We start from the raw sequence: 24,683 nt of genomic DNA on the forward strand, positions 1-24,683 counted from the left end.
ATGACGACCAATACTCCGAAATACGGTGGCCTGCTCACCGACATAGGTGCCGCTGCGCTGGCTGCGGCCAGCGCAGCAGGCAAGAAATGGCAGCCGACTCATGTGCTGATCGGCGATGCCGGCGGTGCGCCGGGCGACACGCCGGATCCATTGCCTTCGGCGGCGCAGAAGAGCCTGATCAACCAACGCCATCGGGCCCAGCTGAATCGGCTGTTCGTTTCCGACAAGAACGCCAATACCTTGGTTGCCGAGGTGGTGCTTCCAGTTGAGGTAGGTGGCTTCTGGATCCGCGAGATCGGCCTGCAGGATGCCGACGGCAAGTTCGTCGCGGTATCCAACTGCCCGCCCAGCTACAAGGCAGCAATGGAAAGTGGCAGTGCGCGGACCCAGACCATTCGGGTGAACATCGCACTCTCCGGGCTGGAGAATGTCCAGCTGCTGATCGACAACGGCATCATCTACGCCACTCAGGACTGGGTGAAGGAAAAGGTCGCTGCCGATTTCAAGGGCCGCAAGATCCTGGCTGGCAATGGCCTGGTCGGTGGGGGCGATCTTTCTGCCGACCGCAGCATTGGCCTGGCGCCTTCCGGCGTGACGGCGGGCAGCTATCGCTCGGTCACGGTGAACGCCAACGGGGTGGTCACCCAGGGCAGCAATCCGACCACCCTGGCCGGCTATGCGATCGGAGATGCCTATACCAAGGCCGATACCGACGGAAAACTGGCGCAGAAAGCGAACAAGGCCACCACCCTGGCCGGCTATGGCATCACCGATGCGCTGCGAGTCGATGGCAACGCCGTGTCATCCAGCAGGCTGGCCGCACCGCGCAGCCTGGCAGCCAGTGGCGATGCCTCCTGGTCGGTGACCTTCGACGGCAGTGCCAATGTTTCTGCGCCGCTGAGTCTTTCCGCTACCGGTGTGGCGGCGGGCAGCTATCCGAAGGTGACCGTGGATACGAAGGGAAGGGTGACTGCTGGAATGGCGCTGGCGGCGACGGACATTCCCGGGCTGGATGCTTCGAAGCTGGTCAGCGGGGTGCTGGCCGAGCAGCGTTTGCCTGCCTTTGCGCGTGGTTTGACTACCTCGGTTGGGTCGACGAGCGATCCGAACGTCGTAATGGTTCCACTGATGCTGACTAATCACGCGAACGGACCTGTTGCAGGGCGGTATTTCTATATCCAGTCAATGTTCTATCCGGACCAGACCGGAAACGCTTCGCAGATAGCCACCAGTTACAATGGCACTGCGGAGATGTATATGCGTTTCGCTTACACCATGCCTGTGGAGCAGAACCCGGCGAACAGGGTCTGGTCGCCTTGGCAACGTTGTGACCTGGGAGGTGCATTCACGAAGACGACTGACGGATCCATTGGAAATGGCGTCAATATAAACAGCTTCGTCAATTCCGGATGGTGGTTGCAATCGACATCGGAATGGGCGGCGGGTGGAGCTAACTATCCCGTGGGGCTGGCCGGTTTGCTGATTGTCTACCGCGCACATGCAGACCATATCTATCAGACCTACGTAACACTCAACGGAAGCACATATTCGCGCTGCTGCTATGCGGGCTCTTGGCGTCCGTGGCGGCAGAACTGGGACGATGGAAACTTCGATCCGGCCAGCTACCTGCCAAAGGTGGGATTTACCTGGGCGGCTTTGCCGGGTAAGCCGGCAACTTTCCCGCCCTCAGGGCATAACCACGATACCAGCCAGATCACCTCCGGCATCTTGCCTCTCGCTCGTGGTGGCCTTGGCGCCAATACAGCGGCCGGAGCACGCAACAACATTGGTGCCGGAGTGCCGGCCACGGCGAGCCGGGCGCTCAATGGTTGGTGGAAGGACAACGATACCGGTCTGATCGTCCAGTGGATGCAGGTGAACGTAGGAGATCATCCCGGTGGAATAATCGATCGTACCTTGACGTTCCCGATCGCATTCCCTAGCGCCTGTCTGCATGTCGTACCGACTGTCAAGGAGGTGGGGCGACCAGCGACGTCCGCATCGACCGTTACGGTCGCCGATGTCAGCGTCAGCAACACGGGATGTGTGATCGTTTCCTCCGAGTACTACGGACTGGCTCAAAACTATGGCATCAGAGTGATGGCTATCGGCTATTGAGGTGAAAATGATTTTTTTCCATGCCGCCACGGGCGGCTTTTATTCGAAGGAAATTCATGGGTCCCGCATGCCTCTGGAGGATGAAATGCATCCTCTCGAAGACGCCGAGTACCAGGCTCTTCTTCGTGCGCAGAGCGAAGGGAAACGAATTGTCACGGACCACACCGGTCGCCCTATCTGCGTCGATCCGCCGGCTCCGGCCAAGGACATTCTCGTCCAACGGGAACGCATCTGGCGCGACCGGCAGTTACAGCTCACCGACGGGCCTCTCGCTCGGCATCGTGACGAGCAGGACCTGGGAAAAACTACGACTCTGAGCCAGGAGCAGCTTCGTGAGCTAACTCTCTATCGCGCCGTTCTTCGCGACTGGCCTATTGCCGCGGAGTTTCCCGACCTGAACGCAAGGCCCGAGCCGCCTGCCTGGCTCCAATCGCTCATCACCCCCTGAACCCCGCCTCGTGCGGGGTTTTTCATTAATGGAGATCTACCTATGAGTTTCTTCCACGGCGTTACGGTAACCAACGTCGATATCGGTGCGCGCACCATCGCGCTGCCGGCCAGCTCCGTCATCGGCCTCTGCGATGTGTTCACGCCGGGGGCGCAGGCAAGCGCCAAGCCCAACGTTCCGGTGCTGCTCACCAGCAAGAAGGACGCCGCCGCGGCGTTCGGCATCGGCTCGTCGATCTATCTGGCCTGCGAGGCCATCTACAATCGTGCCCAGGCCGTGATCGTTGCGGTGGGCGTGGAAGCCGCGGAGACTCCCGAGGCCCAGGCCAGCGCCGTCATAGGTGGTGTCAGCGCCGCCGGCGAGCGCACCGGACTGCAGGCTCTGCTAGACGGCAAGAGCCGCTTCAATGCTCAGCCGCGTCTACTAGTTGCGCCGGGTCATTCGGCCCAGCAAGTGGTGGCCACCGCCATGGACGGGCTGGCCGAGAAACTGCGGGCCATCGCCATTCTCGATGGTCCCAATAGCACCGACGAGGCGGCCGTCGCCTACGCCAAGAACTTCGGCAGCAAGCGCCTGTTCATGGTCGACCCGGGCGTGCAGGTTTGGGACAGCGCCACCAATGCCGCACGCAAGGCCCCGGCTTCGGCCTACGCCGCCGGCCTGTTCGCCTGGACCGACGCCGAGTACGGCTTCTGGTCCTCGCCGTCGAACAAGGAGATCAAGGGCATCACCGGCACCAGCCGTCCGGTGGAGTTCCTCGACGGTGATGAGACCTGTCGCGCCAACCTGCTCAACAACGCCAATATCGCCACGATCATTCGCGACGATGGCTATCGCCTGTGGGGCAATCGCACCTTGTCCAGCGACAGCAAGTGGGCTTTCGTCACCCGCGTTCGGACCATGGACCTGGTGATGGATGCGATCCTCGCCGGGCACAAGTGGGCGGTGGACCGCGGCATCACCAAGACCTACGTGAAGGATGTCACCGAGGGCCTGCGCGCCTTCATGCGCGATCTGAAGAACCAGGGCGCGGTGATCAACTTCGAGGTCTATGCCGACCCGGACCTGAACAGCGCCAGCCAGCTGGCCCAGGGCAAGGTGTACTGGAACATCCGCTTCACCGATGTGCCGCCTGCCGAGAACCCCAATTTCCGTGTCGAGGTGACCGACCAGTGGCTCACCGAAGTTCTGGATGTCGCCTAAGGAGCGCCCGTGATGATTCCGCAAACCCTGACCAATACCAACCTGTTCATCGACGGCATGAGCTTCGCCGGTGACGTGCCATCCCTGACCCTGCCCAAGCTGGCTGTGAAGACCGAGCAATACCGTGCCGGCGGCATGGATGCGCCGGTATCCATCGACATGGGCCTGGAGGCGATGGAGGCCAAGTTCTCCACCAACGGTGCCCGCCGAGAAGCACTGAATTTCTTCGGCCTGGCCGACCAGAGCGCTTTCAATGGCGTGTTCCGCGGCTCCTTCAAGGGCCAGAAGGGCGCCAGCGTGCCAGTGGTGGCTACCCTGCGCGGCCTGCTCAAGGAGGTCGACCCGGGCGACTGGAAGGCCGGCGAGAAAGCCGAGTTCAAGTACACCGTTGCGGTCAGCTACTACAAGCTGGAAGTCGATGGCCGCGAGGTCTACGAGATCGATCCGGTCAACGGTGTCCGCGCGATCAACGGTGTCGACCAGTTGGCCGGCATGCGCAACGACCTCGGCCTGTAAGAGGAGCTCCGGACATGACCCAAGAGAATCGACTGCCGGGCTGGCTGACGCTGGATGCTGACGCCGCCCTCGTTCGTCTCTCGCGTCCGGCACAGTGCAACGGGGTCAGCGTCGACACGCTGACCCTGCGTGCACCCACCGTGCGTGATATCCGCCTGGCCGGCAAGGTGGCCGGCGACGATGCCGAGGAGCGCGAACTGCAACTGTTCGCCTCGCTGGCGCAGGTCAGCCGCCAGGACCTGGAGGGGCTGAAGCTGAGCGACTACCAGCGGCTGCAAGGCGCCTACTTTCGCCTGGTGCAAGACGACACGGACGACACCTTCGCGTATGCGTCAACTGGCGAGGCGCCTGGCCATTGAGCTGGGCTTCCAGGCCAGCGAACTGGAGCGCATGACCCTGGGCGACCTGCTCTGGTGGCTCGCCGAGGGCGAGGAGTGAGCGACGGCGCCGTCCGCCAGGCGAGCGGCGCCCGCGCTACTTCAGTAGGTCCGCGGAGGCGGACATCGATAACAGACGAGACGAACCGTCATGAGTAAAGACATGGACCTGGTGGTCTCCATCGGCGGCATCGCCGACCCCTCCTTGGGCAAGGCATTCGAGACCGTCAAGGCACGGCTCGACAGTCTCCAGGAACGTGCCCGCCAGGCGTCCAGCCTGAGGGATGTGCTGGGAGACGCCATACGCCTGGAGCGAGAGCTCGCCGATATGCGCAAGGTCGGGGATCGCGGCGTTGCTGAGCATGCCCGGCAGCTTGGCGAACGCCAGGAGCAACTGAAGCGACTCGGCATCGAGGCCAGGGCCGCGGGCGATGCCTACGCTCGACTGGGCGAGATGCAGCGTGGCCTGGATATGCAGGTCCGCGGCCTGCAACGGCTGGAGCAGGCCAGCCAGGCAATGCCATTGGCTAGCGCATTTTCCGGACTGGTCGTGGAAGCCAGCAAGACGGCTGCCGGTTATCAAGCGCGGTTGCGCGACCTGGCGATCCGCAACGGCCTGGACGCCGGCCGGGAGCCAGCCTTGGCATCCCTGATCCAGGACAGTGCCAGCCAGAGCGGCCTGGGACGCACGGCGACGCTGGACATGCTGGAGCACTTGAACGCCACCGGCATGGGGTTCGCCGCCGCGCAAATGAATCTGGGACTGGCGGGTCGCTTCGGCTTTGGCCAAGGGATTGCTTCAGCCGAGGCTGCGGGGCTGGTTCGAGCGTTGCAACTGGCCCAGGGTTCGGACTCGCCAGAGCAATTGTCCGCCTCCCTCGACCGCCTGGTCGTCCTGGGTAAAGGCAGAGTCGGCAGTGAGGCCCTGGCGCGTCGCCTGCCTGCCTTGTTGTCAGCGCTGGGCAATGCGGGAGAGGCCACGGCCGGCGATGTCGGTGCACTGGGTGCCTTGCTGGAGATTCAGGCAAAGAACACCACGCCGGACAAAGCGGACGTGCGGATGAAGGCCTGGCTGGAGTTCGTCGGCAGCGGCAGCTTGAAACGCGCTTATGGCCAGGACTACGACCGGGACCTGGAAGCGCTGCGCAAGGACGGAGCGAGTCTGCTGGAGGCCAACCTGGAGCTGGCTGCGCGCTATCGGGATAAGGGCGGCAAGCTCAGCGCCGGTGAGGCGTCGCCGGCGCTTGAAGCCTATCGAGCGTCGCGCGGCGAGTTCCAGGGCTTGCTCGAATCCCAGCAGTCTTCCGTAGGCTCTTCGGAGCGCGATGCGCGGCGTCGCGAGGGGATGTCCCAGGAGCTGTGGAAGGCTTCCAGCGACAGTTGGGAGAGGGCGCAGACCGCTTTGGGCAGCGCCCTGAATCCATATCTGGACAACCTGGCCAAGGGGAGCGCGGTACTCGGCGAGTCGACTGCGGAACTGCTCGAAGCCTATCCGCGGACGACGGCCGGTCTTACCGCCGCCGCAGGTGCGGTGTTATCCGGGTATCTCGCCTACAAGGGAGGGCGCGGCGCTATCGACGTGTTGCGTGGCGGTCGGCTCGGTCGGCGAGGGACCGCTGCCGTCGGCGACCTGATCGAACGGGGTGCAGGCCGGGTATCGGGTGGTAGCGAAATACAGCGCGTGTTCGTTACCAACTGGCCGGTGCCGGGAGGCGACTCTACGCTGGAGTCCGCGAGGAGGCCAGCACAACGAAAGCGCGGTCAAACACCACGCAGGAAGAGAGGCAAGGGCGGTGGGGTGAAGGCCCGCTCCCTTCCATCCCTTGGCTTCTCGGCTGGAGGAGGCTTGGGGGCGATGGCAGGAAAGCTGCCGCGCCTGTCGCGTTTGCCCATACGCAACGCGCCGCTGCAAGTGGCCTCGTCGTTGATCGATGTTGCTGAGGTCTACTCCAGCGACCTGTCGGAGAGCGAAAAGACCGTTGCCTATGGCGAGGCAGGTGGCTCCCTGGCTGGTTCCCTGGCTGGCGCCGCTCTGGGAGCGAGCATCGGCTCGGTGGTGCCGGTGGTCGGTACGCTGATCGGTGGATTGGTTGGCGGCGCTATCGGCGCCTGGGGCGGTAGCGAACTGGGGGGGCGCCTGGGGCGCAGTCTGGCTGGCGATCCGCCGGCGGCCTCGGACAACAAGCCGGCGGTGCCCGCACCACAGGCCGAGCCCGTCGCGGCTGCGCCCAACTGGACCTTCGCGCCGCAGATCAACCTGACGGTGCAAGGCAACGTACACGAGCCGCAGCGCCTGGCCGACGAGTTGCTGCCCTACCTGCAACGCATGCTTGTCGACTTCGCCGACGAGCGGCAGCGGCGCAGCCTCTACGATCCGGCGATGGTCTAAGGAGTCCCCATGGCATATCTGGAACAATTGCAGGCCGGCCTGAGGTACCTGGGTCGCGCCGGCGAGTCCGGACGCAAGAGTCTGGACAAGGTGGTCGCTCCGGTGAACGGCGCGATCAGCGAGATCCGCGGCGCAGCCGCGGAGCTGGAGAACCTGCCCGGCGTATCGCCGGAAATGGCTGCCCGGCTGCAGCGTGCCATGCGCGGCATCGGCCAGGCGCAGGGCAAGGTGAACCGCGTGGTCTCCACCTATGACCGGGCGAGCCGGGCGTTGCTTGGTATCGACGAACGCCTGGATGCGCTGAAGGTCCAGGTGAACAGTGCCGCGCAGGCGGTCGGCAAGGTCGCTGGCGACATCAGTCCGACGCTGGCGGGGGTGCTGCCGTCGTGGCTGCTGGCACCCTCGGCGACGCCCCCGAGCGAGGCCGCAGCGCCCTTGCCGCACCTGCTGGTATTGCAGCCGCTGACCGCCAATGCCCAACCGTTCTACTTCAACCTGAATACTGCCGCCTTCGACGCCCTGCAGCGCAACAGTGCCTACAACTGGAGCGAGCAGGTGCGCCTGGGCCGGCGGCCGGCACTGCAGAGCGTCGGCATGGGCGAGGAGAGCATCCTGCTCAAGGGTGCGGTATTCCCGCTGCGTCGACAGGTAGGCAACCAGGAAAAGGTTGTCGGTCTGGAGCAGCTCGAAGCGCTGCGCCGGTTGGCGGAGCGGCGTGAGCCGCTGATCCTGAGCAGCGGCTACGGCGAGGTGCAGATGGGCCTCTGGTGTCTGGTGCGGATCAGCGAGAACCAGAGCGCCCTGCTGGGCAACGGCGCTCCCCGCAAACAAACCTTCGACCTGGAGTTCAAGCGCTATGGCGACGACCTGCCGAACCGCTGACGGCGACATGCTGGACAGCCTCTGCTACCACGTCTATGGCCATCTGTTGGGCTGCGTCGAGGCGACCCTCGACGCCAATCCCGGGCTGGCCGATGAGCAGCAGCCATTCCGCGCCGGCTTGCTGATCAGTTTCCCTGACATGCCGGTGGTCAATGTCGAACAGGTGCGCCTGTGGGATTGATCGACCGCTCAACCGCAACCCCGCCTTGGCGGGGTTTTTCTTTTCTGGAGAGATCAGGTGCAACCGAGTTTCCGTATCGTTGCCGACGGCACCGACGTCACCCAGCGGCTGAATGACCGCCTGCTCAAGCTGACCTTGCTGGACAAGCCGGGCATGGAGTCCGACAGCCTGACCTTGAGGCTCGACGATCGCGATGGACAGGTGGCCGTACCCAGGCGCGGTGCGGTGCTGGAGGTTCATCTCGGCTATGCCGGCGAGCCACTGATGCGCATGGGGCGCTTTACCGTGGACACCCTGCAGTGGGCTGGTCCGCCGGACTGCCTGACCGTCACTGCCAAGGCCGGCGACATGCGCGGCAGTGGCAAGACGATACGCAGCGGCGGTTGGGAGGGCACTACCCTGGCTCAGGTCTGCCGCGATGTTGGCGCACGCAACGGCTGGCGCGTGGAGTGTCCGTTGCAGGTGGCGATCGCCCGGGTCGACCAGGTCAATGAGTCCGACTACCACTTCGTCACCCGTCTGGCGCGCCAGTACGACTGCACCGCCAAGCTGGCCGAGGGCATGCTCATGGTGCTGCCGCGACAGAGCGGGCAGAGCGCCACGGGGCGTCGGATCGAACCTTTGGTGTTGGGCCGTGCTGACGTCGGTAGCTTCGACGTTACCGTCGACGACCGCAGCCTGATGAGAGCGGTGAAGACCCGCTACCAATTGCCCGGCAGCGGCGAGGTCAAGAGCGTCGAGTTGAAGAACCCGAAGGCACCGGCTACGGCTATGGGCGAGCATGTCGACCGGCATCTCTATGCCAGCCGTGGAGAGGCCGAGCAGGCGGCGAAGGCTCGCCTGGCGAGCTTCAGCCGCTCCAGCGCCAGTGTGCGCCTGGAACTGCCAGGGCGTGGCGACCTGTTCGCCGAGCGCAGCCTGCTGCTCCAAGGCTTCAAGGCGGGAATCGACGGCGAGTTCCTGATCGACTCGGTGGAGCACACCTACAGCTCCAGCGGATGGACCACTGTCGTGCAATGCAACGGCGGCCGAGGCGGCAAGGGGTGACGCCTGAAACCCATCGGAGTGCAGGAGGATCGATGAAACTGACCGAGCAGCAATTGCTGCGCATTTTTCCCAACGCCCGCCTCGTCGCGGGCGTTTTCGTTGCGGCGTTGCAACGGGCCATGGACGAGAGGGAGATCGACACACCGGCGCGGCGTGCCGCGTTTCTCGCCCAGGTCGGCCACGAAAGCAGCCAGTTGACCCGGCTGGTGGAGAACCTCAATTACAGCGCCCAAGGCTTGGCGGCGACCTGGCCGAGCCGCTATCTCGGCCCCGACGGGCAGCCCAACGCGTTGGCCTTGCGGCTGGCGCGCAATCCGCAGGCGATTGCCGACAACACCTACGCCACGCGCAACGGCAATGGCGACGAAGCGTCCGGCGATGGCTGGCGCTTCCGTGGGCGTGGCTTGCTACAGATCACCGGGCGTGCCAACTACCGGTTGGTCGGCGAGGCCCTCGGCGAGCCGCTGGAAGCCGAGCCCTGGCGCCTGGAGCAGCCCGTGCCGGCGGCCCGCAGCGCCGCCTGGTGGTGGGCCGGTCACGGGCTCAACGAGCTGGCCGACCGCGGCGAGTTCGCTGCCATCACCCGCCGCATCAACGGCGGCCTGAATGGCCAGGCGGAGCGCCTGGCGTTGTGGCAGCGGGCCAGGGTGGTGCTGTCATGAGCCGGCTCGCTCTGCTCCTGCCGGCCGTGTTGCTGGTCCTGCTGGCCGGCGCCTTGCTCGGCGGCGGCCTGGTTGCCCGCCACTATCGTCCGCAACTGGAGGAGGCCCTGGGCCAACTCACTGCCAGCCGTGTCGCCAGCGGCCAGCTCGAGGCTTTGCTCGATGAGCAGCAGCGAGCGCTGGCGGCGGTACGGGCGAGCGCCGAGAGGCGCGCGAAGGACGCCGAGCAGGCACTCGGCGAGGCCAGGGCGCAGGCCGCGGAGCAGTATGCCGCGGCCGTGCGTCTGCTCCAGGAACCCGACATTGGCGCGGACTGCCAGGCGGCAGGTGCGGCGATCGACCGGGAGCTGGGACTATGACTCGTCTCCTGCTGGGGCTTTGTCTGCTTTTCGCGGGCTGCGCAGCCTCGCCGACGACACCTCGCCCCGTGCGCGTCGAGGTTCCCCTGGCAGTGCCTTGCCGTGTACCTGACGTGCGCCCGCCGAGCTGGGCCAGCGCCACGTTGCAGGCTGGCGATTCGCTGCAGGCCAAGGTTCGCGCATTGCTCGCCGAGCGCCGCCAGCGGCAGGGCTACGAACTCGAATTGCAGGCGGCGTTGCGTGCCTGCCGCTGAGACACTGGGCGCATATGGACGTCGATGGACGTGTGTCCGGCGCATATTGCCGTGTATTGATTCCGCAGCGTTGTCGAGCCAGGAATCGGCCGGTACAACGTAGTCATGCTTGTACAGGTGTGTCCCCCCAGGGATGCCACCTGCAACCTCAGAGCCCGGCCCGTGTGCCGGGCTTTTTCGTTTGCATCCGACAACGGCTCGGGACGTGGAGGCTCCTCGCCGACCGCGTACCGCGCCACGGCCGACCGTCCTGGGGACGGGGCCAGACGACCCGCCTGGTGCGGGTCTTTTCATGTGCATAAAGGAGAGTTTTCCATGTCCATCCTGACTCAAGGTACCCAGATCTACGCCCTGGTTCCGCCGGTATCCGGTACCGGTGCCGCTACCGTCCTGGAGATCGAAGGCGTGACCTCGTTCAACCCGGGCGGCAATCCGGCCGACCAGATCGAAGACCCGTGCCTGAGCGACACTTCGCGCAAGTACAAGAAAGGCCTGCGCACCCCTGGCCAGGCGACCCTCGGCATCAACGCCGATCCACGCCTGGCCAGTCACGTTCGGTTGTTCCAGCTGTCCGAGAAAGATGGCGAGACGAGCGTCAAGTGGGCCATCGGCTGGTCCGACGGAATCGACGTAAAGCCGACCGTCAGCACCGAAGGCGACGATTTCGTGTTGCCGCCGGCGCGCACCTGGTTCACCTTCGAAGGCTACGTCAGCGACTTCCCCTTCGATTTCGCCAGCAACACGCTGGTCGCTACCCAGGCCACCATCCAGCGTTCCGGCGCCGGCAAGTGGACGCCGAAGTCGGCTTGAGGAGCGCGTAGATGAATCTCAACGAACTTCGTGCGGCGGGCGGTTTCATCGAGTCGGCGCTGGTGCGCAAGGAGATTAGCTGGACCCGCGTTCCCGCCGGCAGGAAGAAGGCGGTCAGCGACACCTTCCAGGTGTTCGTCCGACGCAACAGTTTTGGCGCGGTGGAGCGCCTGTTCTCCGCCGAAGGCGACCAGCAGAGCCGCAACGCGCGCTACCTCGCCGAATGCATTCGCCTGGGCGAGACGGGAGAGGAAAGCCTGACCTACGAACAGGCCTACGACCTCGACCCGGCGCTGGGCTTCCTGCTGCTGCAGGCGGTCGGTGAGGTCAACCGGGTCGAGGACGCGGAAAAAAACTGACCCCCGCCGACGAGGTTTGGCACGAGCTGGTGCTGAACGGCGTCGGCGGGTCGACCATTGCCGAGGCCAAGGAGCGGCTCAGCTACGCCGAGTACCGCGCCTGGGTCGCCTACCTGAACAAGCGCGGCTCGCTCCATCCGGGACACCGGCTGGAGCTTGCGCTGGCTCGGATCGCTGCGTTGCTCGGGCATGCGCTGGGAGCGGACGCCGATCCCGACGCGTTCCGTCCGCATATGGCTCTCCAGCCCCTTTCGCTGCATCAGGCGATGGATCAATGGGCATGACAGGCCACCCCGCTGCGGCGGGGTCTTTTTCTGGAAGACATGAATCATGGCCACGAATACCGACGGCAGCCTGACGCTCGACCTGGTCCTTCGCAGCGAAGGGTACAGGGCCGGGATGGACAAGGTTGGCAGGATCAACGATCAGAAAATGCGTGCCATGGAGGCGCGCGCGGAAAAAGCTGGCAAGGCTATCGGCAAAAGCCTGGACAGTTCGGCACTGATTGCCAGCAGCGTGCTGGACCAGGCGCTGGACATGCTGGGCAGGACCAGTCGCCAGGCGGGTCAGGCCAAGAAGCCTGTGCAGAGCGCCCAGGACAAGGTACTGGCCGAGTGGAAGACCCGGCAGAAGGAACTGGGCGAAGCCTGGAAGAGCTATCGCGAACCACTCCAGGATCTGTCCAAGCTCAACGAAGCACTACTGAAGAACTCTTCCGACAAGCTCGACAAGGCGCTGCTCAATCTCAGCGAGACCGGCAAGCTGTCGCTTGCCAACGTGGGCAAGGCCGCCTACGCCGATGCCGCGCGCCTCGCCTCGCGGCAGATGACGCTGATGCTGCTGGACGGGCTGTTTGGCTGGGTCGCCAGCGTTGGTACCGAGAAGCCCAAGGTCGACGACAAGGCGGGCAAGGGACAGGCGAAGGCCGGCGACGACGAGAAGGAACAGCCGTCGCTCCAGTCGCAGGTCTTCAAGCAGTGGCTGTTGCAGATGAACAGTGTCTGGGGCGCCTACCGCGCGCCGCTGCAGGATATCTCCGGGATGACCGACGAGCTGTTCAGGAATGCGTCGGAGAAGCTCGAGAAGTCGCTGTTCAATTTCGCCACTACCGGAAAGCTGTCCTTGAGCAACTTCGCCAAGACGGTGATCGACGATGTCGCCCGGATCGCCGCGCGGCAGCTTTCAATGCTCGCCCTGGACGGATTGTTCGGCTGGATGAATGGCAAGGCCGGCATCACCGAGGCGCAACTGGCCAGCCAGAAGCCCTATACCTCGCTACTGGAAAAGGCCCGCGCAGCTGCGGGACAAGCGGCTGCGGGCTCTCCCGCGGCCCAGGGTACCGCGCCAATGCCGGCAGCGGCGATGGATGTCGGCGCGATGGTGGCCACTGCTTCCGGGCAGACCGGGGACGGTTCCAAGGTATCGGCTGGAGGGGCTTCGGCGAGCGCTGGCAAGCCGGTGGGCAGTTGGGTCGAACAGATGGACGCCTCCTGGGCGAGCCTGCGCGACCAGGCGCAGGACGTCTCGGGAATGATGGACATGCTGTTTACCAACGCTTTCACCAATATGGAGAACGCCCTGTTCACCTTTGCCACCACGGGCAAGCTGTCGTTCAAGGATTTCGCCGACTCGGTGATCCAGGATATGGCGCGGATCGCCGCGCGGCAGGCGACGCTGCAGATCATTGGCGGCATCGTCGGTGCGGTCAGCGGGTTCTTCGGTAGCGGCGCAACGGCGGGCTCGCGGATTTCCGACTATACCGGCTCGGACATGGCCAATTGGGTCAGCAAGCAACGCGCCGGAGGCATGCCTGGGTTCGCCAGGGGCGGTGCCTTCAACGATGGCATCCAGAGCGCGCCGGCGCTGTTCAGCATGGCCGGCGGTCGTCCGGCGCTGATCGGCGAGCGTGGGCCGGAAGCCATCATGCCGCTGAGTCGCGGTTCCGATGGCGTGCTCGGCGTGCGCGCGCTCGGCGGCGGCGAGGGGGGCAACGTCTTCAATTTCTCCACCAGCGTTAGCCTGGGCGGCGGCCGCGAGGGCGCGGCGACGGCCAGCGGCGACGACGGTACGGGACAGCAGCTGGCGGGAATGATCAACGATGCCGCGCGCAACGTGGTGGCGCAGGAGCTGCGCCCCGGCGGCCTGGTATGGAGGATGGTGAATGGCTGATCTGGAACGCTTTACCTGGGACATCTCGATCGATTCCGCCGGCCAGGCGAACCAACTGGTACGCCAGGTGCAGTACGGCGGCGGCTACAGCCAGGCGCTCGGTGACGGGCTGAACAACCTCAGCGAGACCTGGCAGGTTTCGCGTACCGGCGATCTCGCGCTGATCGGCCCGATCCGCGATTTCCTCAAGCGCCACGGCGGCTACCGCTCGTTCCTCTGGACCTTGCCCACTGGCGAACCGGTACGGGTGCGCGCCCAGGGCTGGCAATTGCGGCCGCGCGGCAACGGCGTGTTCACCCTGAACACTACCTTCCAGCAAGTCTTCAATCCGTGAGGTAAGCATGACCATCACAGCCGATGACCAGGCCCTCGAGCCTGGGGCGCTGGTGCGCCTGTTCGACCTGGATTGCACCGGGTTCGGCGGCGAGATGCTGCGCTTCCACGGCCACCTGCAGCAGGGGCCGATCCACTGGCAGGGCAACGCCTACCAAGCTTGGCCGCTGGAGGCGCGCGGCTTCGAGCAGCGCGGCGACGGCCGGGCCAGTTCGCCGACCCTTAGCGTGGGCAACATCGACGGCAGCATCAGCGCGCTCTGCCTGTTCTTCGATGGCCTGGTAGGCGCGCGCCTGACCGTGCGCGAGACCTATGCGCACTACCTGGATGCGGCCAACTTCGCCGAAGGCAACCCGCAGGCCGACCCCTCCCAGGAGCGCCTGAACATCTGGTTCCTCGAGCAGAAGACCGCCGAGAACAGCGTCCAGGTGACCTGGGAGCTGTCCGCTCCGCCGGACTTCCAGGGCCAGCAGATCCCGGCGCGCCAGATCACCTCGCTGTGCCACTGGTGCATCACCAACGAGTACCGCGGGCAGGACTGCAACTACACCGGCACGGCGATGTTCGATGCCGACGGCAATCCGGTGGACGATCCGGCGCTGGACCGCTGCGGCGGCCGGGTCAGCGATTGCAAGCTGCGCTTCGGCGCGGACAACCCGCTGTCCCACGGCGGCTTCGCCGGCGCCGGCCTGGTCAGGATGTGAGCATGGAACTGAGCCGCAGCCTGCAGCGGGCCATCGCCGCACACGCCGCCCGCGAGCATCCGCGCGAATGCTGCGGGCTGATCGTTCGCGGTGCGCGTCAACGCCGCTACGTGGCCTGTCGCAACGCAGCCGGATCGCCCAGCGAGCACTTCGTGATCGATCACCAGGACTGGTGCGCTGCCGAGGACCAGGGCGAGGTCCTGGCCATCGTCCACAGCCACCCGGACGTTCCGGCCACGCCGAGCATGGCCGATCGGGTCAGTTGCGAACTGCATGGTCTGCCCTGGGTGATCCTGTCCTGGCCGGAAGGCGATGTCGCGCATCTAGCGCCGGAGGGCTATCGGGCGCCGCTGCTCGGCCGCGAGTTCGCCCACGGCGTGCTCGACTGCTGGAGCCTCTGTCGCGACTGGTACCGCCGCGAGGCAGGTCTGGAGCTTCCGGACTATCCGCGCCGCGACGGTTGGTGGGAAACCGGCGAGAGCCTCTACGAGCAGCACTATGCGGCGGCTGGATTCCGGCCGGTGCCGCTGGCCGGAATCCGCCGCGGCGACATGCTGGTGATGCAGGTCGGGAGGGCGCTGCACCCTAACCACGCGGGCATCTACCTGGGCAATGACTGGCGTCTGGACAGCGAGCCGGTCCAGGCGCTCGGCGGCGACGGACCGTTCCTGCTGCACCACCTGTACGGACGGCTGTCGACCCGAGACGTGTTCGGCGGACCCTGGATCGAACGCACGCGCCTGGTCTTGCGGCACACGCGGATGCCGCAGTGAACGACATATTCAAGCGAGCCGTCGGAATCGGCTCTTCACGAGAGGAACAGGTCCATGAGTGACACCCTGAGTCAGGGCCTCACCACCATCCGTCTGTACGGGGTTCTGGGCAAGCGCTTCGGCCGCATGCACGGTCGGTTGTTGGAAAGCGGCACGGTACGCGAGGCGATGAGCGCCCTGAAGCACACCATGGAGGGATTCGAGACGTTCATGCGCGAGGCGGAATCGAAAGGGCTGACCTTCGCCGTGTTCCGTGGGCGTACCAACCTGTCCGGCGAGCAACTGGACATGCGCGGACGAGAGGATATCCGCATCGTGCCGTTGGTGATCGGGAGCAAGCAGGCGGGGCTTTTCCAGACGATTCTGGGGGCTGCCTTGATTGTCGTGGGTGGATTCACGACGTTCTTCTCCGGTGGAACCAGTTCGTTCCTGGTAACCGTTGGAGTCAGCATGTTGGCGGGCGGCGTCATGCAGATGCTCAGCCCCCAACCCAAGGGCCTGAAGGGCCGCGAGGCCCCCGAGAACGCCCCCAGCTATGCCTTCGGCGGCCCGGTCAACACCATCGCCCAGGGCCATCCGGTCGGCGTGCTCTACGGCAAGCGCCGCATCGGCGGCGCGGTGATCAGCGCCGGCATCTATGCCGAGGACCGGCTGTAGCCGGCAACGCCGTAACAGGCCCGCCATGCGCGGGCGTTTTTTTGCCTGAAGGAACGTCATGAACAAGACCATCACGGGCCACAAGGGTGGCAGCAAGAAGCCGCGCCAGCCGGTGGAGATGCCGGACTCGGTGCGCTCGATCGCGCGGGCGAAGATTCTCCTGGCACTGGGCGAAGGCGAGTTCGACGGTGGCGTCGACGGCCGTTCGATCTACCTGGACGATACGCCGCTGCTGGCGGCGGACGGCTCGGTGAACTTCCCCGGAGTGACCTGGGAGTTCCGTCCGGGCTCGGTGGACCAGGAACACATTGCCGGTGTGCCCGCCGTGGAAAACGAACTGGCGGTCGGCGTCGAACTCAAGAGTGACGCGCCCTGGGTCCGCGCGGTGAACAACACCCAGCTCTCGGCGGTGCGCCTGCGCCTGTCCTGGCCGGCCATCCAGCGCCAGCAGGAAAACGGTGACGTGGTCGGCTACCGCATCGACTACGCGATCGACATCGCCGTCGACGGCGGTGCCTGGCAGGAAGCGCTGAAGGCTTCGCTGGACGACAAGTCCACCAGCCGCTACGAGCGCTCCCACCGTGTCGACCTGCCGGAGGCGCGGAGCGGCTGGCAGGTGCGCGTGCGCCGCCTGACGCCGAACCAGAACAACAACCGCGTCGCCGACACCATGCGGGTGGAGGCGATCACCGAGGTGATCGACGCCAAGCTGCGCTATCCGAACACCGCGCTGCTGTTCGTCGAGTTCGATGCCAGCCAGTTCCAGAGCATTCCGCAGATATCGGTGGAAGCGCGCGGCCGGCGGGTGCGGGTGCCGAGCAACTACGATCCGCAGACCCGTAGCTACAGCGGCACCTGGGACGGCTCGTTCAAGTCGGCCTGGACCAGCAACCCGGCCTGGCACTGGTACGACATCGTGTTGCACAAGCGCTTCGGCCTCGGTCGGCGGATCGACGCGAGCATGGTCGACAAGTGGTCGCTGTACCGCATCGCCCAGTACTGCGACCAGTCGGTGCCCGACGGCAAGGGCGGCCAGGAGCCGCGCTTCAGCTGCAACCTGTACCTGCAGAGTCGCGCCGAAGCCTGGACAGTGCTGCGCGACCTGGCAGCGATCTTCCGCGGCATGTCCTACTGGTCCGGCGCGGAAATGGTGGCGGTCTCCGACATGCCGGAGGACGAGGCCTACACCTTCTCGCCGTCGAACACCGTGCGTGGCGACGACGGCAGCCACTTCAACTACAGCAGCAGCCGCCAGCGCGATCGCCACACCCTGGCCCTGGTCAACTACGACAATCCGGGCAACGGCTACCAGAGCCAGCCGGTAGCGGTGAACAATGATCGCGCGCAGCGCCGCTACGGCATCAGCCAGTTGGAGATCACCGCGATCGGCTGCACCTCCGAGGGCGAGGCGCAGCGGCGTGGCCAGTGGGCGCTGCTGACCGAGGAGCTGGAGCAGGACGCGGTGACCTTCCGCACCGGCATGGATGGCCGTGGGCTGGCGCCGGGGAAGATCATCGCCGTAGCCGACCCGGTCAAGTCCGGCAAGCAGATCGGCGGACGCCTGAGCGCGGTGGATGGCCGCGCGCTGACCCTCGACCGCGACGTCGAGGCCCGACCCGGCGATCGCCTGCTGGTCAACCTGCCGAACGGCAAGGCCGAGGCGCGCAGCGTCCAGTCGGTGGTAGGCCGCGTGCTGACCGTGACCGCCGCCTATTCGGAGACGCCTCGGCCCCAGGGGCAGTGGGCGCTGCAGAGCAACAGCCTGACCACCCAGCGCTTCCGCATCATGAGCATCACCCGGCCGGAGGACAATCTTTTCGAGATCACCGCGCTGCAACACAACGCGAGCAAGTTCGACGCCATCGACAACGGTGCGCGCATCGAGCTGCCGCCGGTCACCAGCATTCCGCCGGGCGTGCAGGCGCCGCCGCAGAACGTGCGGATCAAGGCTTTCACCAAGGTCGACCAGGGGTTGGCGGTGACCAGCCTGTCGGCCTCCTGGGATGCCGCGCCGAACGCGGTGGCCTACGAGGCCGAATGGCGCAAGGACTCGGGCAACTGGGTGCGGGTGCCGCGAACCTCGGCGCTCGGTTTCGACGTGCCGGGCATCTATGCCGGTCGCTATCTGGTGCGGGTACGCGCCTTGAACGTGATGGAGGTCGGCTCGGTCTACGCCAGCAGTGTGGAGACCGCTCTTGAGGGCAAGACCACGCCGCCGCCGGCGCTGGCCTACCTGCGCTGCGTGGCCGGCCCCTGGCGCATCGGCCTGGAGTGGGGGTTCCCGGCCAGCGGCGCAGCGGACACCGCCTACACCGAGATCCAGCAGTCCGCCACGCCCGGCGGCAGCGAGGAGACCGCACGGGCGCTGGGCCTGTTCGCCTACCCAGGCAATACCCACCTGGTATCGCCGATACCGGCCGGCGAACGGCTGGCGTTCCGCGGTCGCTTGATCGACCGTAGCGGCAACGTCGGCGCCTGGTCGAACTGGGTCACCGGCACCAGCTCCAGCGACGCCAGCGAATACAACCAGTTGATCACCCAGGAGTACGTCGAGTCGGCGCTGGGCCAGCAGTTCTTCTCCGATATCGAACGGATGCAGGTGGATATCGGGGGCTTGCAGAAGCAGGTCGGCGACCTCGCCGACGTTCTGCTGTACGACCCGGCCAAGGTCTACGCGAAGAACGACATGGTGCGACAGGGGCAGCGGTTGTACCAGGCACTGAAGGCTGTGCCGGCGAAGACGGCGCCGCCGAACGCGGCCTACTGGTCCGATATCGGCCAGTCGCTGGAAACCGCCAACGGGCTGGCGCAGCAGGTGGCGAGCCATACCACTGAAATCAGCGAACTCGACGGCAGCCTTACCGCCCAGGCATCGCGCCTTGGCGTACTGCAGGCGGCGACCCGTGACGACGCGGATGACGGCAATGGCGCCATGGCCGATGCCCTGCGCGGCTGGAAGACCGTTGCCCGGGCAGCCCAGGAGGAAACCGTACGGGCCACCGAAAACGAGGCCCAGGCCACTCGCACGACGCTACTGGAGGCGCGCACCGCCGATGCCGAAGGGCGAATCGCCACGGTGGAACGGGTCGCGACCAGCGATCGCCAGGCCACCGCGCAACGTCTGGACCAGCTCTCGGCCTCGATCGGTGGCACCGCCGCCAGCCTACAGAGCGAACAGACCGCCCGCGCTAACGCCGACAGCGCCCTCGCACAGCGGATCGACACCGTGCAGGCGCGTACCGACACCAACAGCGCGGCGATCCAGACCACCTCCCAGGCGGTCACCTCGCTGGATGGCAACGTCAAGGCGATGTACAGCGTGAAGCTCCAGGCGCATGCCAACGGACAAAAGTATGCGGCGGGGTGGCAGCTGGGGTTCGACAGTGGGACCAGTGTGTCAACCATGGCGTTTCAGGCGGATCGGTTTATCTGGTTCGACAGTTCGAGTGGGGCAACGGTAGCGCCGGTTTCAATAGTTAACGGGCAGATGTTTATCAAGAGCGCCCTGATTCAGGACGGAGCGATAGATAACGCGAAAATTGGAAATGTCATTCAGTCAAATGCAATATCAAATAATGGTATGCCGATATGGAGGCTGGATAAATCAGGTACTTATACAGTGCGAGACAGTGCAGGCCAAGTCAGAGTTGAGATGGGGCTTCTACAGTCATGAGTATCTATGGGTTACGTATCTATCGAGAGAATGGGGATGTCGCTGTCGATATAACTGACAGGGCGTTGCGGGTTGTATATTCCAGGCGGGTCGATGCAGTTTCGAAAGGAGAAGCTGCCACGCCCGGCTTTGGCCCGAACAATGCTTCAGTCTATGTGATTGGTGATCAGTACAATAAGCGTCCGGTCTGGGCCCGAATGGGTGATGGCGTTGTTCAATGGGGCTACGAGGATTGGTGGCCCTCACTATTTCACACTTCTGGAACCTTATATGTGGTGGCCAAGGTATGAGTGAGTATGGGGTCTTGGTAAGGAATGGCCTGGGGCAGACTGTAATAGATGGAGAGTTTCATAATCTTTCTCTTCTGTTGGAAAGAAATATTGAAGTCGAGACAAGTCAGTGGTTCTCACTGGATTTTCCATATGCGGTTACCTCAGCTGCACCTCCTGTTCTAGCAGTTCAAGCTTGGAAGAATAAATTTCTTTACTTCGACTCAGTACAGTATCGAGGCGGGCCAGGAAACTGGACAGGCGCCAGTCTGAGTTTTTCGGGGTATGGAGCACATACATCCGGCTCCGTAAGAGTTCGAGTCTATGCCTATGCATTGCCTTTGCTGAGAGGATATGGGCTTCGTGTTCGAAACTCGGCGGGAAGTGTCGTTTTCGATTCTCTAAGACTTCCCTTGGTTTTTAGTGCGGAACTGGGCGGGGCGCCAGAAGATTGGGTTAGGGTATCTGGGGAACCGATTATAGGAGCTGGCCGCATAGACATATATCGCCCAGCGACATGGGGGCAGCCTGCCGATAGCTACATTGCAGTAGGCATGGCGCTTGACGTGGAATTTGGCAGAGTGGCGGTATCTGGTGGCACGGCCAACGCAATTATTTATATACGCTGGGGTTTCACTGAGGAGGGAGTGCCAAGGCTTATGCAGCATGCATATACCGGGCTTCCAAGTTCTTATCCTGGAATTCCAGCTGCTGTTTATTATGCTATGCCTTCAATTCCAATAATAAAGGCTTGAGTTGATTTTTGGGAGATAATGCTATGGCTTGGCATTCGAAAGGTTCGGTTTCCGTCACGCTGAATTCCGAAGCGGTGTTAGGAAGCGCTACTGATTTTATCGCCAATGTGCGAACCGGCGATGCGTTCCGTGGCCCTGACGGCCGGTGGTACGAAATCACCAATGTGACCAGTGCAACGGTTATTTCTATCAAGCCCAATTATCAGGGCGCGACCGCTAGCGGCCAAGTTTATGCGGTTGTCCCAGTACATGGTTATTCAAAAAACTTGGCAGACCAATTCCGCGATATCAACAACCAGTGGGGAGCCACCCTGGCAGGGATCAAACCCTGGGCGGTGTCCTCGACGGGCCAGCAGGCGCAGGCCGACATGGGAATCTCGGCTGTTGGTCGGGCCCTGAACAATGCCTCGACGCCGGCCAACGCCTTGAGTTACCTGGGGGGCGTCGCGCCCAATCAGATGGGCTGGGCTGGCAACGCGATGAATACGGCGGACCTCGATTTGCTGACCGTCTCGGGGCTATACGCTCATGGCACGGCGGTGCCTTCGCCGGTGAACAATGCCCAGGGTTATGTCTTGCATATGCAGCACGGCAACCCGGACTTCGCCGTCCAGCAGTGGTACCAGTTGAATTCCGCCACTGGCCAGTACATGCGGATCAAGGCCGGGGGTAACTGGTCGCGCTGGGTGTTGCAGTACAGCCAGTTCAACCTTGTCGGACTGGCGAGCTTCGATGCATCGAACAATCCATCCGGCGCCATCATCCAGCGCGGCGGGACTGTCGGTTTCAACGAGTATGTACGCTACGCCGACGGAACCCAGATCTGCTGGGGCAACACCACTACCAATGTGGGAGCCACCATGGCCTACCAGCCGGCTGGTACGTTGTCGTTCTATATCACTCCGGTTGCTTATTCGTGGGGGTTCCCGGTCTCGTTCTCCCGGCCTCCGTCTGTCATGGTCAACCCGATGAGAGCAGCAGGAAACAACGCTTCCCGTCCCTGGGGTTCGACGATGTCGGTCACCGAAACGCTGTTTTCCTGGTACGGCTACGACACCGCCAGCGTGGCCAGCGGGATGGCCGCCAGCTATGTCGCCATGGGGAGGTGGAATTGATGAAGCTGTTGTTGAAACCTTTGTTGCAGCAGGGCATCACGCCTGACAGGGAACGTCTCAGCGATGTCCAGGTGCGAGGGTCGGTGTTTATCCTGGATGGCGTCGAATACGATTTCGGAAGAATGCAGCCTGGCGGGTACCTGCCTCCGGAGGCATACCATGGTACGCCATTCATTGATATTCGCTTCGTGGACGGCGACCGCCTGTACCTGCACTACATCCACCAGGTGACCTCTGAAGTGATGATGCAGTTTCCCAGGGAGGTCGAGTCCATTCCGGTCGACCAGGATGGAAAAGTCGAGGTAGCGTTCAGCTATGAACATCCAATGGGATAAGTACGTCAGCCCTGCAAAGGCCGCGGCAGATGTGCGCGATCAGGCCTTGGCCAGTGCTCAGGCCAAGCGCCTTCTGGCCTATCGGGAAGAAAGCGATCCGCTCAAGACCGAAGCCGAGTTCGATGCGATCAAGGCCGGCGTCGAGCCGGACTATGGCGCCTGGATCGCCAAGGTGGAAGAGATCAAGTCACGATACCCGATGCCTGAATAGCCGAACTCCAGGCTCGCCTGGGCGTCAGCCCTGTGGTTCCGAACTAACCCTATCAAGCCCGCCGACTGCGGGTTTTTCATTATCTGGAGAACGTCATGCCTTGGTATTCCACAGGCACGGTTTCCGTCGTCCTCAATTCGGACACGGTGACCGGCAGCGGCACCGCCTTCAGCGCCAATGCGCGCGCCGGCGATGCCTTCAGAGGGCCGGATGGCCGTTGGTACGAGATCGGCAACGTCACCAGCGCCACCGTGTTGACCATCAAGCCCGCATATCAAGGAGCTACCGCCAACGGGCAGGCATATTCGATCACCCCGGTGCAGGGGTACTCGAAGACACTGGCGGATCAGTTCCGTGACCTCAGCAATCAATGGGGTTCCCTCCTGGCGGCAGTGAAGCCTTGGGCGATAGCGTCTACCGGTTCGCAGGCGCAGGCTGACATGGGGATCACCGAAGTTGGCCGTGCTATCAATGGAGCCTCTACCGTAGGCAATGCATTGGGGTTTTTGGGAGGTGTTTCCAAGACCCAAGCCCCCATGGCCCTGGATATGGACACGGTGAACGAAAGCGGATGGTTCTCGATAACCCCCAATACTTACAACGTGCCTCTCGGAAACAACAATATCAGCGGTGTGAACGGCCATGTCGCTCTGTCGATGGTATTCGACGCCAGTACCCGCTATCAGCTGTTCTTCGTGAGAAATACCAACCTCCCAGAGGTTTGGTACAGGAGCTGTACCAATGGAACCTGGAAGGAATGGGTCAGGTTTTATACGACAGACAATATCGTGGGGACCGTAACGAGGCGACTTGTTACGGGTAAGCCCACCGGGGCTGTGATGGAGAGCGGGACAACTTCCAACGGCTGGTACGTTCGCTTTGCGGATGGTACCCAGATGGCAGCGGCAAGATCCGAACCGGGCCTTTCGTTTGGAGCTAACGTGATACAGCTACCAGCTGCCTTCGTTACGGGCTTCAATACCGGGGTGACCTGCAATTGGATTCCCTCCAGCGGATGGCCTGCCACTGCAGGGCAGGGGGTTCGTGGAGCCTATCTCAACGGTAGCAGCTCTGTTTCTTTCGCGACGGCGCAGGCACTGGGGGCTAACGACACCATTACGGTGATGGCTGTGGGGAGGTGGTACTGATGCGTATCGAACTCAGTCCGGTTGTAGTCCTGCCCGAGGACTCGACTGATATGGATGTCATGGTTTCCGGAGATTCGATAGCCGTCTCGGGTGTCATGTACGACTTCTCGCAGTTACCGGAGGGGGGATATCTGCCAGCCTCTGCCATCCATGAGGGGCCTTTTTCCGGGAGGGTTACCAGGGCAGGCGGAGAGATATGCCTGACATTGGTGTTTCCCATCCGGGGGAGCTACAGCGAAGCTGCCAAATTCCCTGTCCCCATCCATATCGTTGAAGACGGAACCGTGGAGTTGCCCAAGTGATCGATTGGAAAATGATGAAAACACCGGATCAGGTTTCCAGAGAGCGGGTTCAGCAAGAATATGATGCTGTGTTGGCCAGACGTGCCGAGGCCTACCGTTTGGAAAGCGATCCGATCAAAACGGAAGTGGAGTTCGATTCGATCCGTGCAGGTGTGGAGACGGATTACAGCGCCTGGCTTGCCAAGGTCGAAGAGATCAAGGCTAGATATCCGCTCCCGCGCATCTGACCTGGCTGATGGACGCAAGCCTGCCTCGTGTAGGCTTCGCCATTTTAGATCGCTACTGTCGGGCCTCTGCTTGGTAAACAATTTCCGCTTCTTAAGCCTCTTTCTTCCGACATCCCGCTGTTGCACCCATCCTCCCCACTGGGCTATGTTCCCCAACATGGCTCCGTGAGACCGCTATCGTGATCCACCTCAGCAGCATCATCACCTCCCTCATCAAGGCATTCGCCCGTTGGCGCTGGCGCGCCTGACTTCTTCTTCGCCGGCCTGGCCGGTCCGTCTCCCTGCGTCCCCCGTTTTCCACAGGCATAATGCCGACGATCCACTCTCCCTTACCTGCGCGAGCGCGCCGGGAACCGGGTGTGGCGAAAGCCGGGTGATGCGATTCGCATAAGAATGAAATCAAGAGG

28 protein-coding genes are annotated in these 24,683 nt (G+C 63.6%); all 28 read left to right on the top strand.

Features of this window, described 5'->3' with window-relative positions; translation table 11 throughout:
• Window positions 1-2,118, top strand: a complete 2,118-nt coding sequence (locus tag HMPREF2914_RS30495) for a phage tail-collar fiber domain-containing protein (RefSeq protein ID WP_023092365.1) — start codon at window positions 1-3, stop codon at window positions 2,116-2,118.
• 7 nt (window positions 2,119-2,125) lie between these two features.
• Window positions 2,126-2,566: a hypothetical protein gene (locus HMPREF2914_RS30500; RefSeq protein ID WP_016852415.1), complete on the top strand. Its 441-nt coding sequence runs from the start codon at window positions 2,126-2,128 to the stop codon at window positions 2,564-2,566.
• Between the two features lie 42 nt (window positions 2,567-2,608).
• Window positions 2,609-3,769, top strand: coding sequence for a phage tail sheath subtilisin-like domain-containing protein (locus HMPREF2914_RS30505; protein WP_023092366.1), 1,161 nt, complete (start codon window positions 2,609-2,611; stop codon window positions 3,767-3,769).
• Between the two features lie 12 nt (window positions 3,770-3,781).
• Window positions 3,782-4,285, top strand: a complete 504-nt coding sequence (locus tag HMPREF2914_RS30510; protein ID WP_023092367.1) for a phage major tail tube protein — start codon at window positions 3,782-3,784, stop codon at window positions 4,283-4,285.
• Window positions 4,286-4,299: 14 nt separating this feature from the next.
• The gene (locus HMPREF2914_RS30515) at window positions 4,300-4,644 is read left to right on the top strand and encodes a phage tail assembly protein (RefSeq protein WP_003085178.1); all 345 of its coding nucleotides are present in this window, start codon (window positions 4,300-4,302) and stop codon (window positions 4,642-4,644) included.
• A 169-nt stretch (window positions 4,645-4,813) separates the two neighbouring features.
• Window positions 4,814-7,051 carry a phage tail length determinator protein gene (locus HMPREF2914_RS30520; RefSeq protein WP_023092368.1) on the top strand — a complete coding sequence of 746 codons (2,238 nt, stop codon included), beginning with the start codon at window positions 4,814-4,816 and terminating at the stop codon, window positions 7,049-7,051.
• Between the two features lie 9 nt (window positions 7,052-7,060).
• The gene (locus tag HMPREF2914_RS30525) at window positions 7,061-7,933 is read left to right on the top strand and encodes a phage tail protein (protein ID WP_023092369.1); all 873 of its coding nucleotides are present in this window, start codon (window positions 7,061-7,063) and stop codon (window positions 7,931-7,933) included.
• The gene (locus tag HMPREF2914_RS30530) at window positions 7,908-8,114 is read left to right on the top strand and encodes a tail protein X (RefSeq protein ID WP_003101635.1); all 207 of its coding nucleotides are present in this window, start codon (window positions 7,908-7,910) and stop codon (window positions 8,112-8,114) included. Before HMPREF2914_RS30525 ends, HMPREF2914_RS30530 begins: the two co-directional genes overlap by 26 nt.
• Window positions 8,115-8,171: 57 nt before the next feature.
• Complete coding sequence (locus HMPREF2914_RS30535; protein WP_023092370.1) at window positions 8,172-9,161, top strand: phage late control D family protein; 990 nt, start codon at window positions 8,172-8,174, stop codon at window positions 9,159-9,161.
• A gap of 32 nt (window positions 9,162-9,193) precedes the next feature.
• A complete protein-coding gene (locus tag HMPREF2914_RS30540; protein WP_003117966.1) occupies window positions 9,194-9,823 on the top strand; it encodes a glycoside hydrolase family 19 protein in 630 nt (209 codons plus the stop codon).
• Window positions 9,820-10,182 carry a hypothetical protein gene (locus tag HMPREF2914_RS30545; RefSeq protein WP_023092371.1) on the top strand — a complete coding sequence of 121 codons (363 nt, stop codon included), beginning with the start codon at window positions 9,820-9,822 and terminating at the stop codon, window positions 10,180-10,182. Before HMPREF2914_RS30540 ends, HMPREF2914_RS30545 begins: the two co-directional genes overlap by 4 nt.
• Complete coding sequence (locus tag HMPREF2914_RS30550; protein ID WP_003137395.1) at window positions 10,179-10,436, top strand: hypothetical protein; 258 nt, start codon at window positions 10,179-10,181, stop codon at window positions 10,434-10,436. The genes HMPREF2914_RS30545 and HMPREF2914_RS30550 overlap by 4 nt, the downstream gene beginning before the upstream one ends.
• A gap of 315 nt (window positions 10,437-10,751) precedes the next feature.
• A complete protein-coding gene (locus HMPREF2914_RS30560) occupies window positions 10,752-11,246 on the top strand; it encodes a phage tail tube protein (protein ID WP_003113190.1) in 495 nt (164 codons plus the stop codon).
• 11 nt (window positions 11,247-11,257) lie between these two features.
• A complete protein-coding gene (locus HMPREF2914_RS30565) occupies window positions 11,258-11,605 on the top strand; it encodes a phage tail assembly chaperone family protein, TAC (RefSeq protein ID WP_004352265.1) in 348 nt (115 codons plus the stop codon).
• Window positions 11,606-11,634: 29 nt separating this feature from the next.
• Entirely contained in the window at window positions 11,635-11,889 is a 255-nt protein-coding gene (locus HMPREF2914_RS30570) for a hypothetical protein (RefSeq protein WP_003113188.1), read from the top strand.
• Window positions 11,890-11,935: 46 nt separating this feature from the next.
• A complete protein-coding gene (locus tag HMPREF2914_RS30575; protein WP_023092372.1) occupies window positions 11,936-13,774 on the top strand; it encodes a phage tail tape measure protein in 1,839 nt (612 codons plus the stop codon).
• On the top strand, window positions 13,767-14,108 hold the full coding sequence (locus HMPREF2914_RS30580) for a phage tail protein (protein WP_003113186.1): 342 nt from the start codon (window positions 13,767-13,769) through the stop codon (window positions 14,106-14,108). Before HMPREF2914_RS30575 ends, HMPREF2914_RS30580 begins: the two co-directional genes overlap by 8 nt.
• 7 nt (window positions 14,109-14,115) lie before the next feature.
• A complete protein-coding gene (locus HMPREF2914_RS30585) occupies window positions 14,116-14,811 on the top strand; it encodes a phage minor tail protein L (RefSeq protein ID WP_003118922.1) in 696 nt (231 codons plus the stop codon).
• Between the two features lie 2 nt (window positions 14,812-14,813).
• On the top strand, window positions 14,814-15,584 hold the full coding sequence (locus HMPREF2914_RS30590; RefSeq protein WP_003129219.1) for a C40 family peptidase: 771 nt from the start codon (window positions 14,814-14,816) through the stop codon (window positions 15,582-15,584).
• A 54-nt stretch (window positions 15,585-15,638) separates the two neighbouring features.
• Window positions 15,639-16,241, top strand: coding sequence for a tail assembly protein (locus tag HMPREF2914_RS30595; RefSeq protein WP_003117974.1), 603 nt, complete (start codon window positions 15,639-15,641; stop codon window positions 16,239-16,241).
• Window positions 16,242-16,299: 58 nt separating this feature from the next.
• A complete protein-coding gene (locus HMPREF2914_RS30600) occupies window positions 16,300-19,914 on the top strand; it encodes a TipJ family phage tail tip protein (protein ID WP_023092373.1) in 3,615 nt (1,204 codons plus the stop codon).
• A gap of 235 nt (window positions 19,915-20,149) precedes the next feature.
• Window positions 20,150-20,938: a hypothetical protein gene (locus HMPREF2914_RS30605; protein WP_031627675.1), complete on the top strand. Its 789-nt coding sequence runs from the start codon at window positions 20,150-20,152 to the stop codon at window positions 20,936-20,938.
• A 23-nt stretch (window positions 20,939-20,961) separates the two neighbouring features.
• On the top strand, window positions 20,962-22,053 hold the full coding sequence (locus HMPREF2914_RS30610; protein ID WP_009315198.1) for a pyocin knob domain-containing protein: 1,092 nt from the start codon (window positions 20,962-20,964) through the stop codon (window positions 22,051-22,053).
• Window positions 22,053-22,388, top strand: coding sequence for a hypothetical protein (locus tag HMPREF2914_RS30615; RefSeq protein WP_023085656.1), 336 nt, complete (start codon window positions 22,053-22,055; stop codon window positions 22,386-22,388). The genes HMPREF2914_RS30610 and HMPREF2914_RS30615 overlap by 1 nt, the downstream gene beginning before the upstream one ends.
• On the top strand, window positions 22,369-22,599 hold the full coding sequence (locus HMPREF2914_RS30620) for a hypothetical protein (RefSeq protein WP_003118928.1): 231 nt from the start codon (window positions 22,369-22,371) through the stop codon (window positions 22,597-22,599). Before HMPREF2914_RS30615 ends, HMPREF2914_RS30620 begins: the two co-directional genes overlap by 20 nt.
• A 95-nt stretch (window positions 22,600-22,694) precedes the next feature.
• Window positions 22,695-23,747 carry a pyocin knob domain-containing protein gene (locus HMPREF2914_RS30625; RefSeq protein WP_009315200.1) on the top strand — a complete coding sequence of 351 codons (1,053 nt, stop codon included), beginning with the start codon at window positions 22,695-22,697 and terminating at the stop codon, window positions 23,745-23,747.
• A complete protein-coding gene (locus HMPREF2914_RS30630; protein WP_003113177.1) occupies window positions 23,747-24,049 on the top strand; it encodes a hypothetical protein in 303 nt (100 codons plus the stop codon). Before HMPREF2914_RS30625 ends, HMPREF2914_RS30630 begins: the two co-directional genes overlap by 1 nt.
• A complete protein-coding gene (locus HMPREF2914_RS30635; RefSeq protein WP_003113176.1) occupies window positions 24,046-24,276 on the top strand; it encodes a hypothetical protein in 231 nt (76 codons plus the stop codon). Before HMPREF2914_RS30630 ends, HMPREF2914_RS30635 begins: the two co-directional genes overlap by 4 nt.
• Window positions 24,277-24,683: the final 407 nt, after the last annotated feature.

The sequence above is a fragment of the Pseudomonas sp. HMSC067G02 genome, from assembly GCF_001813485.1.
GTDB lineage: Bacteria > Pseudomonadota > Gammaproteobacteria > Pseudomonadales > Pseudomonadaceae > Pseudomonas > Pseudomonas aeruginosa.

What these genes read in the sequence shown, in the direction of transcription:
- HMPREF2914_RS30495 (WP_023092365.1), top strand. Translation starts at nt 1, where the DNA reads ATGACGACCAATACTCCGAAATACGGTGGCCTGCTCACCGACATAGGT.
- HMPREF2914_RS30500 (WP_016852415.1), top strand. Translation starts at nt 2,126, where the DNA reads ATGATTTTTTTCCATGCCGCCACGGGCGGCTTTTATTCGAAGGAAATT.
- HMPREF2914_RS30505 (WP_023092366.1), top strand. Translation starts at nt 2,609, where the DNA reads ATGAGTTTCTTCCACGGCGTTACGGTAACCAACGTCGATATCGGTGCG.
- HMPREF2914_RS30510 (WP_023092367.1), top strand. Translation starts at nt 3,782, where the DNA reads ATGATTCCGCAAACCCTGACCAATACCAACCTGTTCATCGACGGCATG.
- HMPREF2914_RS30515 (WP_003085178.1), top strand. Translation starts at nt 4,300, where the DNA reads ATGACCCAAGAGAATCGACTGCCGGGCTGGCTGACGCTGGATGCTGAC.
- HMPREF2914_RS30520 (WP_023092368.1), top strand. Translation starts at nt 4,814, where the DNA reads ATGAGTAAAGACATGGACCTGGTGGTCTCCATCGGCGGCATCGCCGAC.
- HMPREF2914_RS30525 (WP_023092369.1), top strand. Translation starts at nt 7,061, where the DNA reads ATGGCATATCTGGAACAATTGCAGGCCGGCCTGAGGTACCTGGGTCGC.
- HMPREF2914_RS30530 (WP_003101635.1), top strand. Translation starts at nt 7,908, where the DNA reads ATGGCGACGACCTGCCGAACCGCTGACGGCGACATGCTGGACAGCCTC.
- HMPREF2914_RS30540 (WP_003117966.1), top strand. Translation starts at nt 9,194, where the DNA reads ATGAAACTGACCGAGCAGCAATTGCTGCGCATTTTTCCCAACGCCCGC.
- HMPREF2914_RS30545 (WP_023092371.1), top strand. Translation starts at nt 9,820, where the DNA reads ATGAGCCGGCTCGCTCTGCTCCTGCCGGCCGTGTTGCTGGTCCTGCTG.
- HMPREF2914_RS30550 (WP_003137395.1), top strand. Translation starts at nt 10,179, where the DNA reads ATGACTCGTCTCCTGCTGGGGCTTTGTCTGCTTTTCGCGGGCTGCGCA.
- HMPREF2914_RS30560 (WP_003113190.1), top strand. Translation starts at nt 10,752, where the DNA reads ATGTCCATCCTGACTCAAGGTACCCAGATCTACGCCCTGGTTCCGCCG.
- HMPREF2914_RS30565 (WP_004352265.1), top strand. Translation starts at nt 11,258, where the DNA reads ATGAATCTCAACGAACTTCGTGCGGCGGGCGGTTTCATCGAGTCGGCG.
- HMPREF2914_RS30575 (WP_023092372.1), top strand. Translation starts at nt 11,936, where the DNA reads ATGGCCACGAATACCGACGGCAGCCTGACGCTCGACCTGGTCCTTCGC.
- HMPREF2914_RS30580 (WP_003113186.1), top strand. Translation starts at nt 13,767, where the DNA reads ATGGCTGATCTGGAACGCTTTACCTGGGACATCTCGATCGATTCCGCC.
- HMPREF2914_RS30585 (WP_003118922.1), top strand. Translation starts at nt 14,116, where the DNA reads ATGACCATCACAGCCGATGACCAGGCCCTCGAGCCTGGGGCGCTGGTG.
- HMPREF2914_RS30590 (WP_003129219.1), top strand. Translation starts at nt 14,814, where the DNA reads ATGGAACTGAGCCGCAGCCTGCAGCGGGCCATCGCCGCACACGCCGCC.
- HMPREF2914_RS30595 (WP_003117974.1), top strand. Translation starts at nt 15,639, where the DNA reads ATGAGTGACACCCTGAGTCAGGGCCTCACCACCATCCGTCTGTACGGG.
- HMPREF2914_RS30600 (WP_023092373.1), top strand. Translation starts at nt 16,300, where the DNA reads ATGAACAAGACCATCACGGGCCACAAGGGTGGCAGCAAGAAGCCGCGC.
- HMPREF2914_RS30610 (WP_009315198.1), top strand. Translation starts at nt 20,962, where the DNA reads ATGGCTTGGCATTCGAAAGGTTCGGTTTCCGTCACGCTGAATTCCGAA.
- HMPREF2914_RS30615 (WP_023085656.1), top strand. Translation starts at nt 22,053, where the DNA reads ATGAAGCTGTTGTTGAAACCTTTGTTGCAGCAGGGCATCACGCCTGAC.
- HMPREF2914_RS30620 (WP_003118928.1), top strand. Translation starts at nt 22,369, where the DNA reads ATGAACATCCAATGGGATAAGTACGTCAGCCCTGCAAAGGCCGCGGCA.
- HMPREF2914_RS30625 (WP_009315200.1), top strand. Translation starts at nt 22,695, where the DNA reads ATGCCTTGGTATTCCACAGGCACGGTTTCCGTCGTCCTCAATTCGGAC.
- HMPREF2914_RS30630 (WP_003113177.1), top strand. Translation starts at nt 23,747, where the DNA reads ATGCGTATCGAACTCAGTCCGGTTGTAGTCCTGCCCGAGGACTCGACT.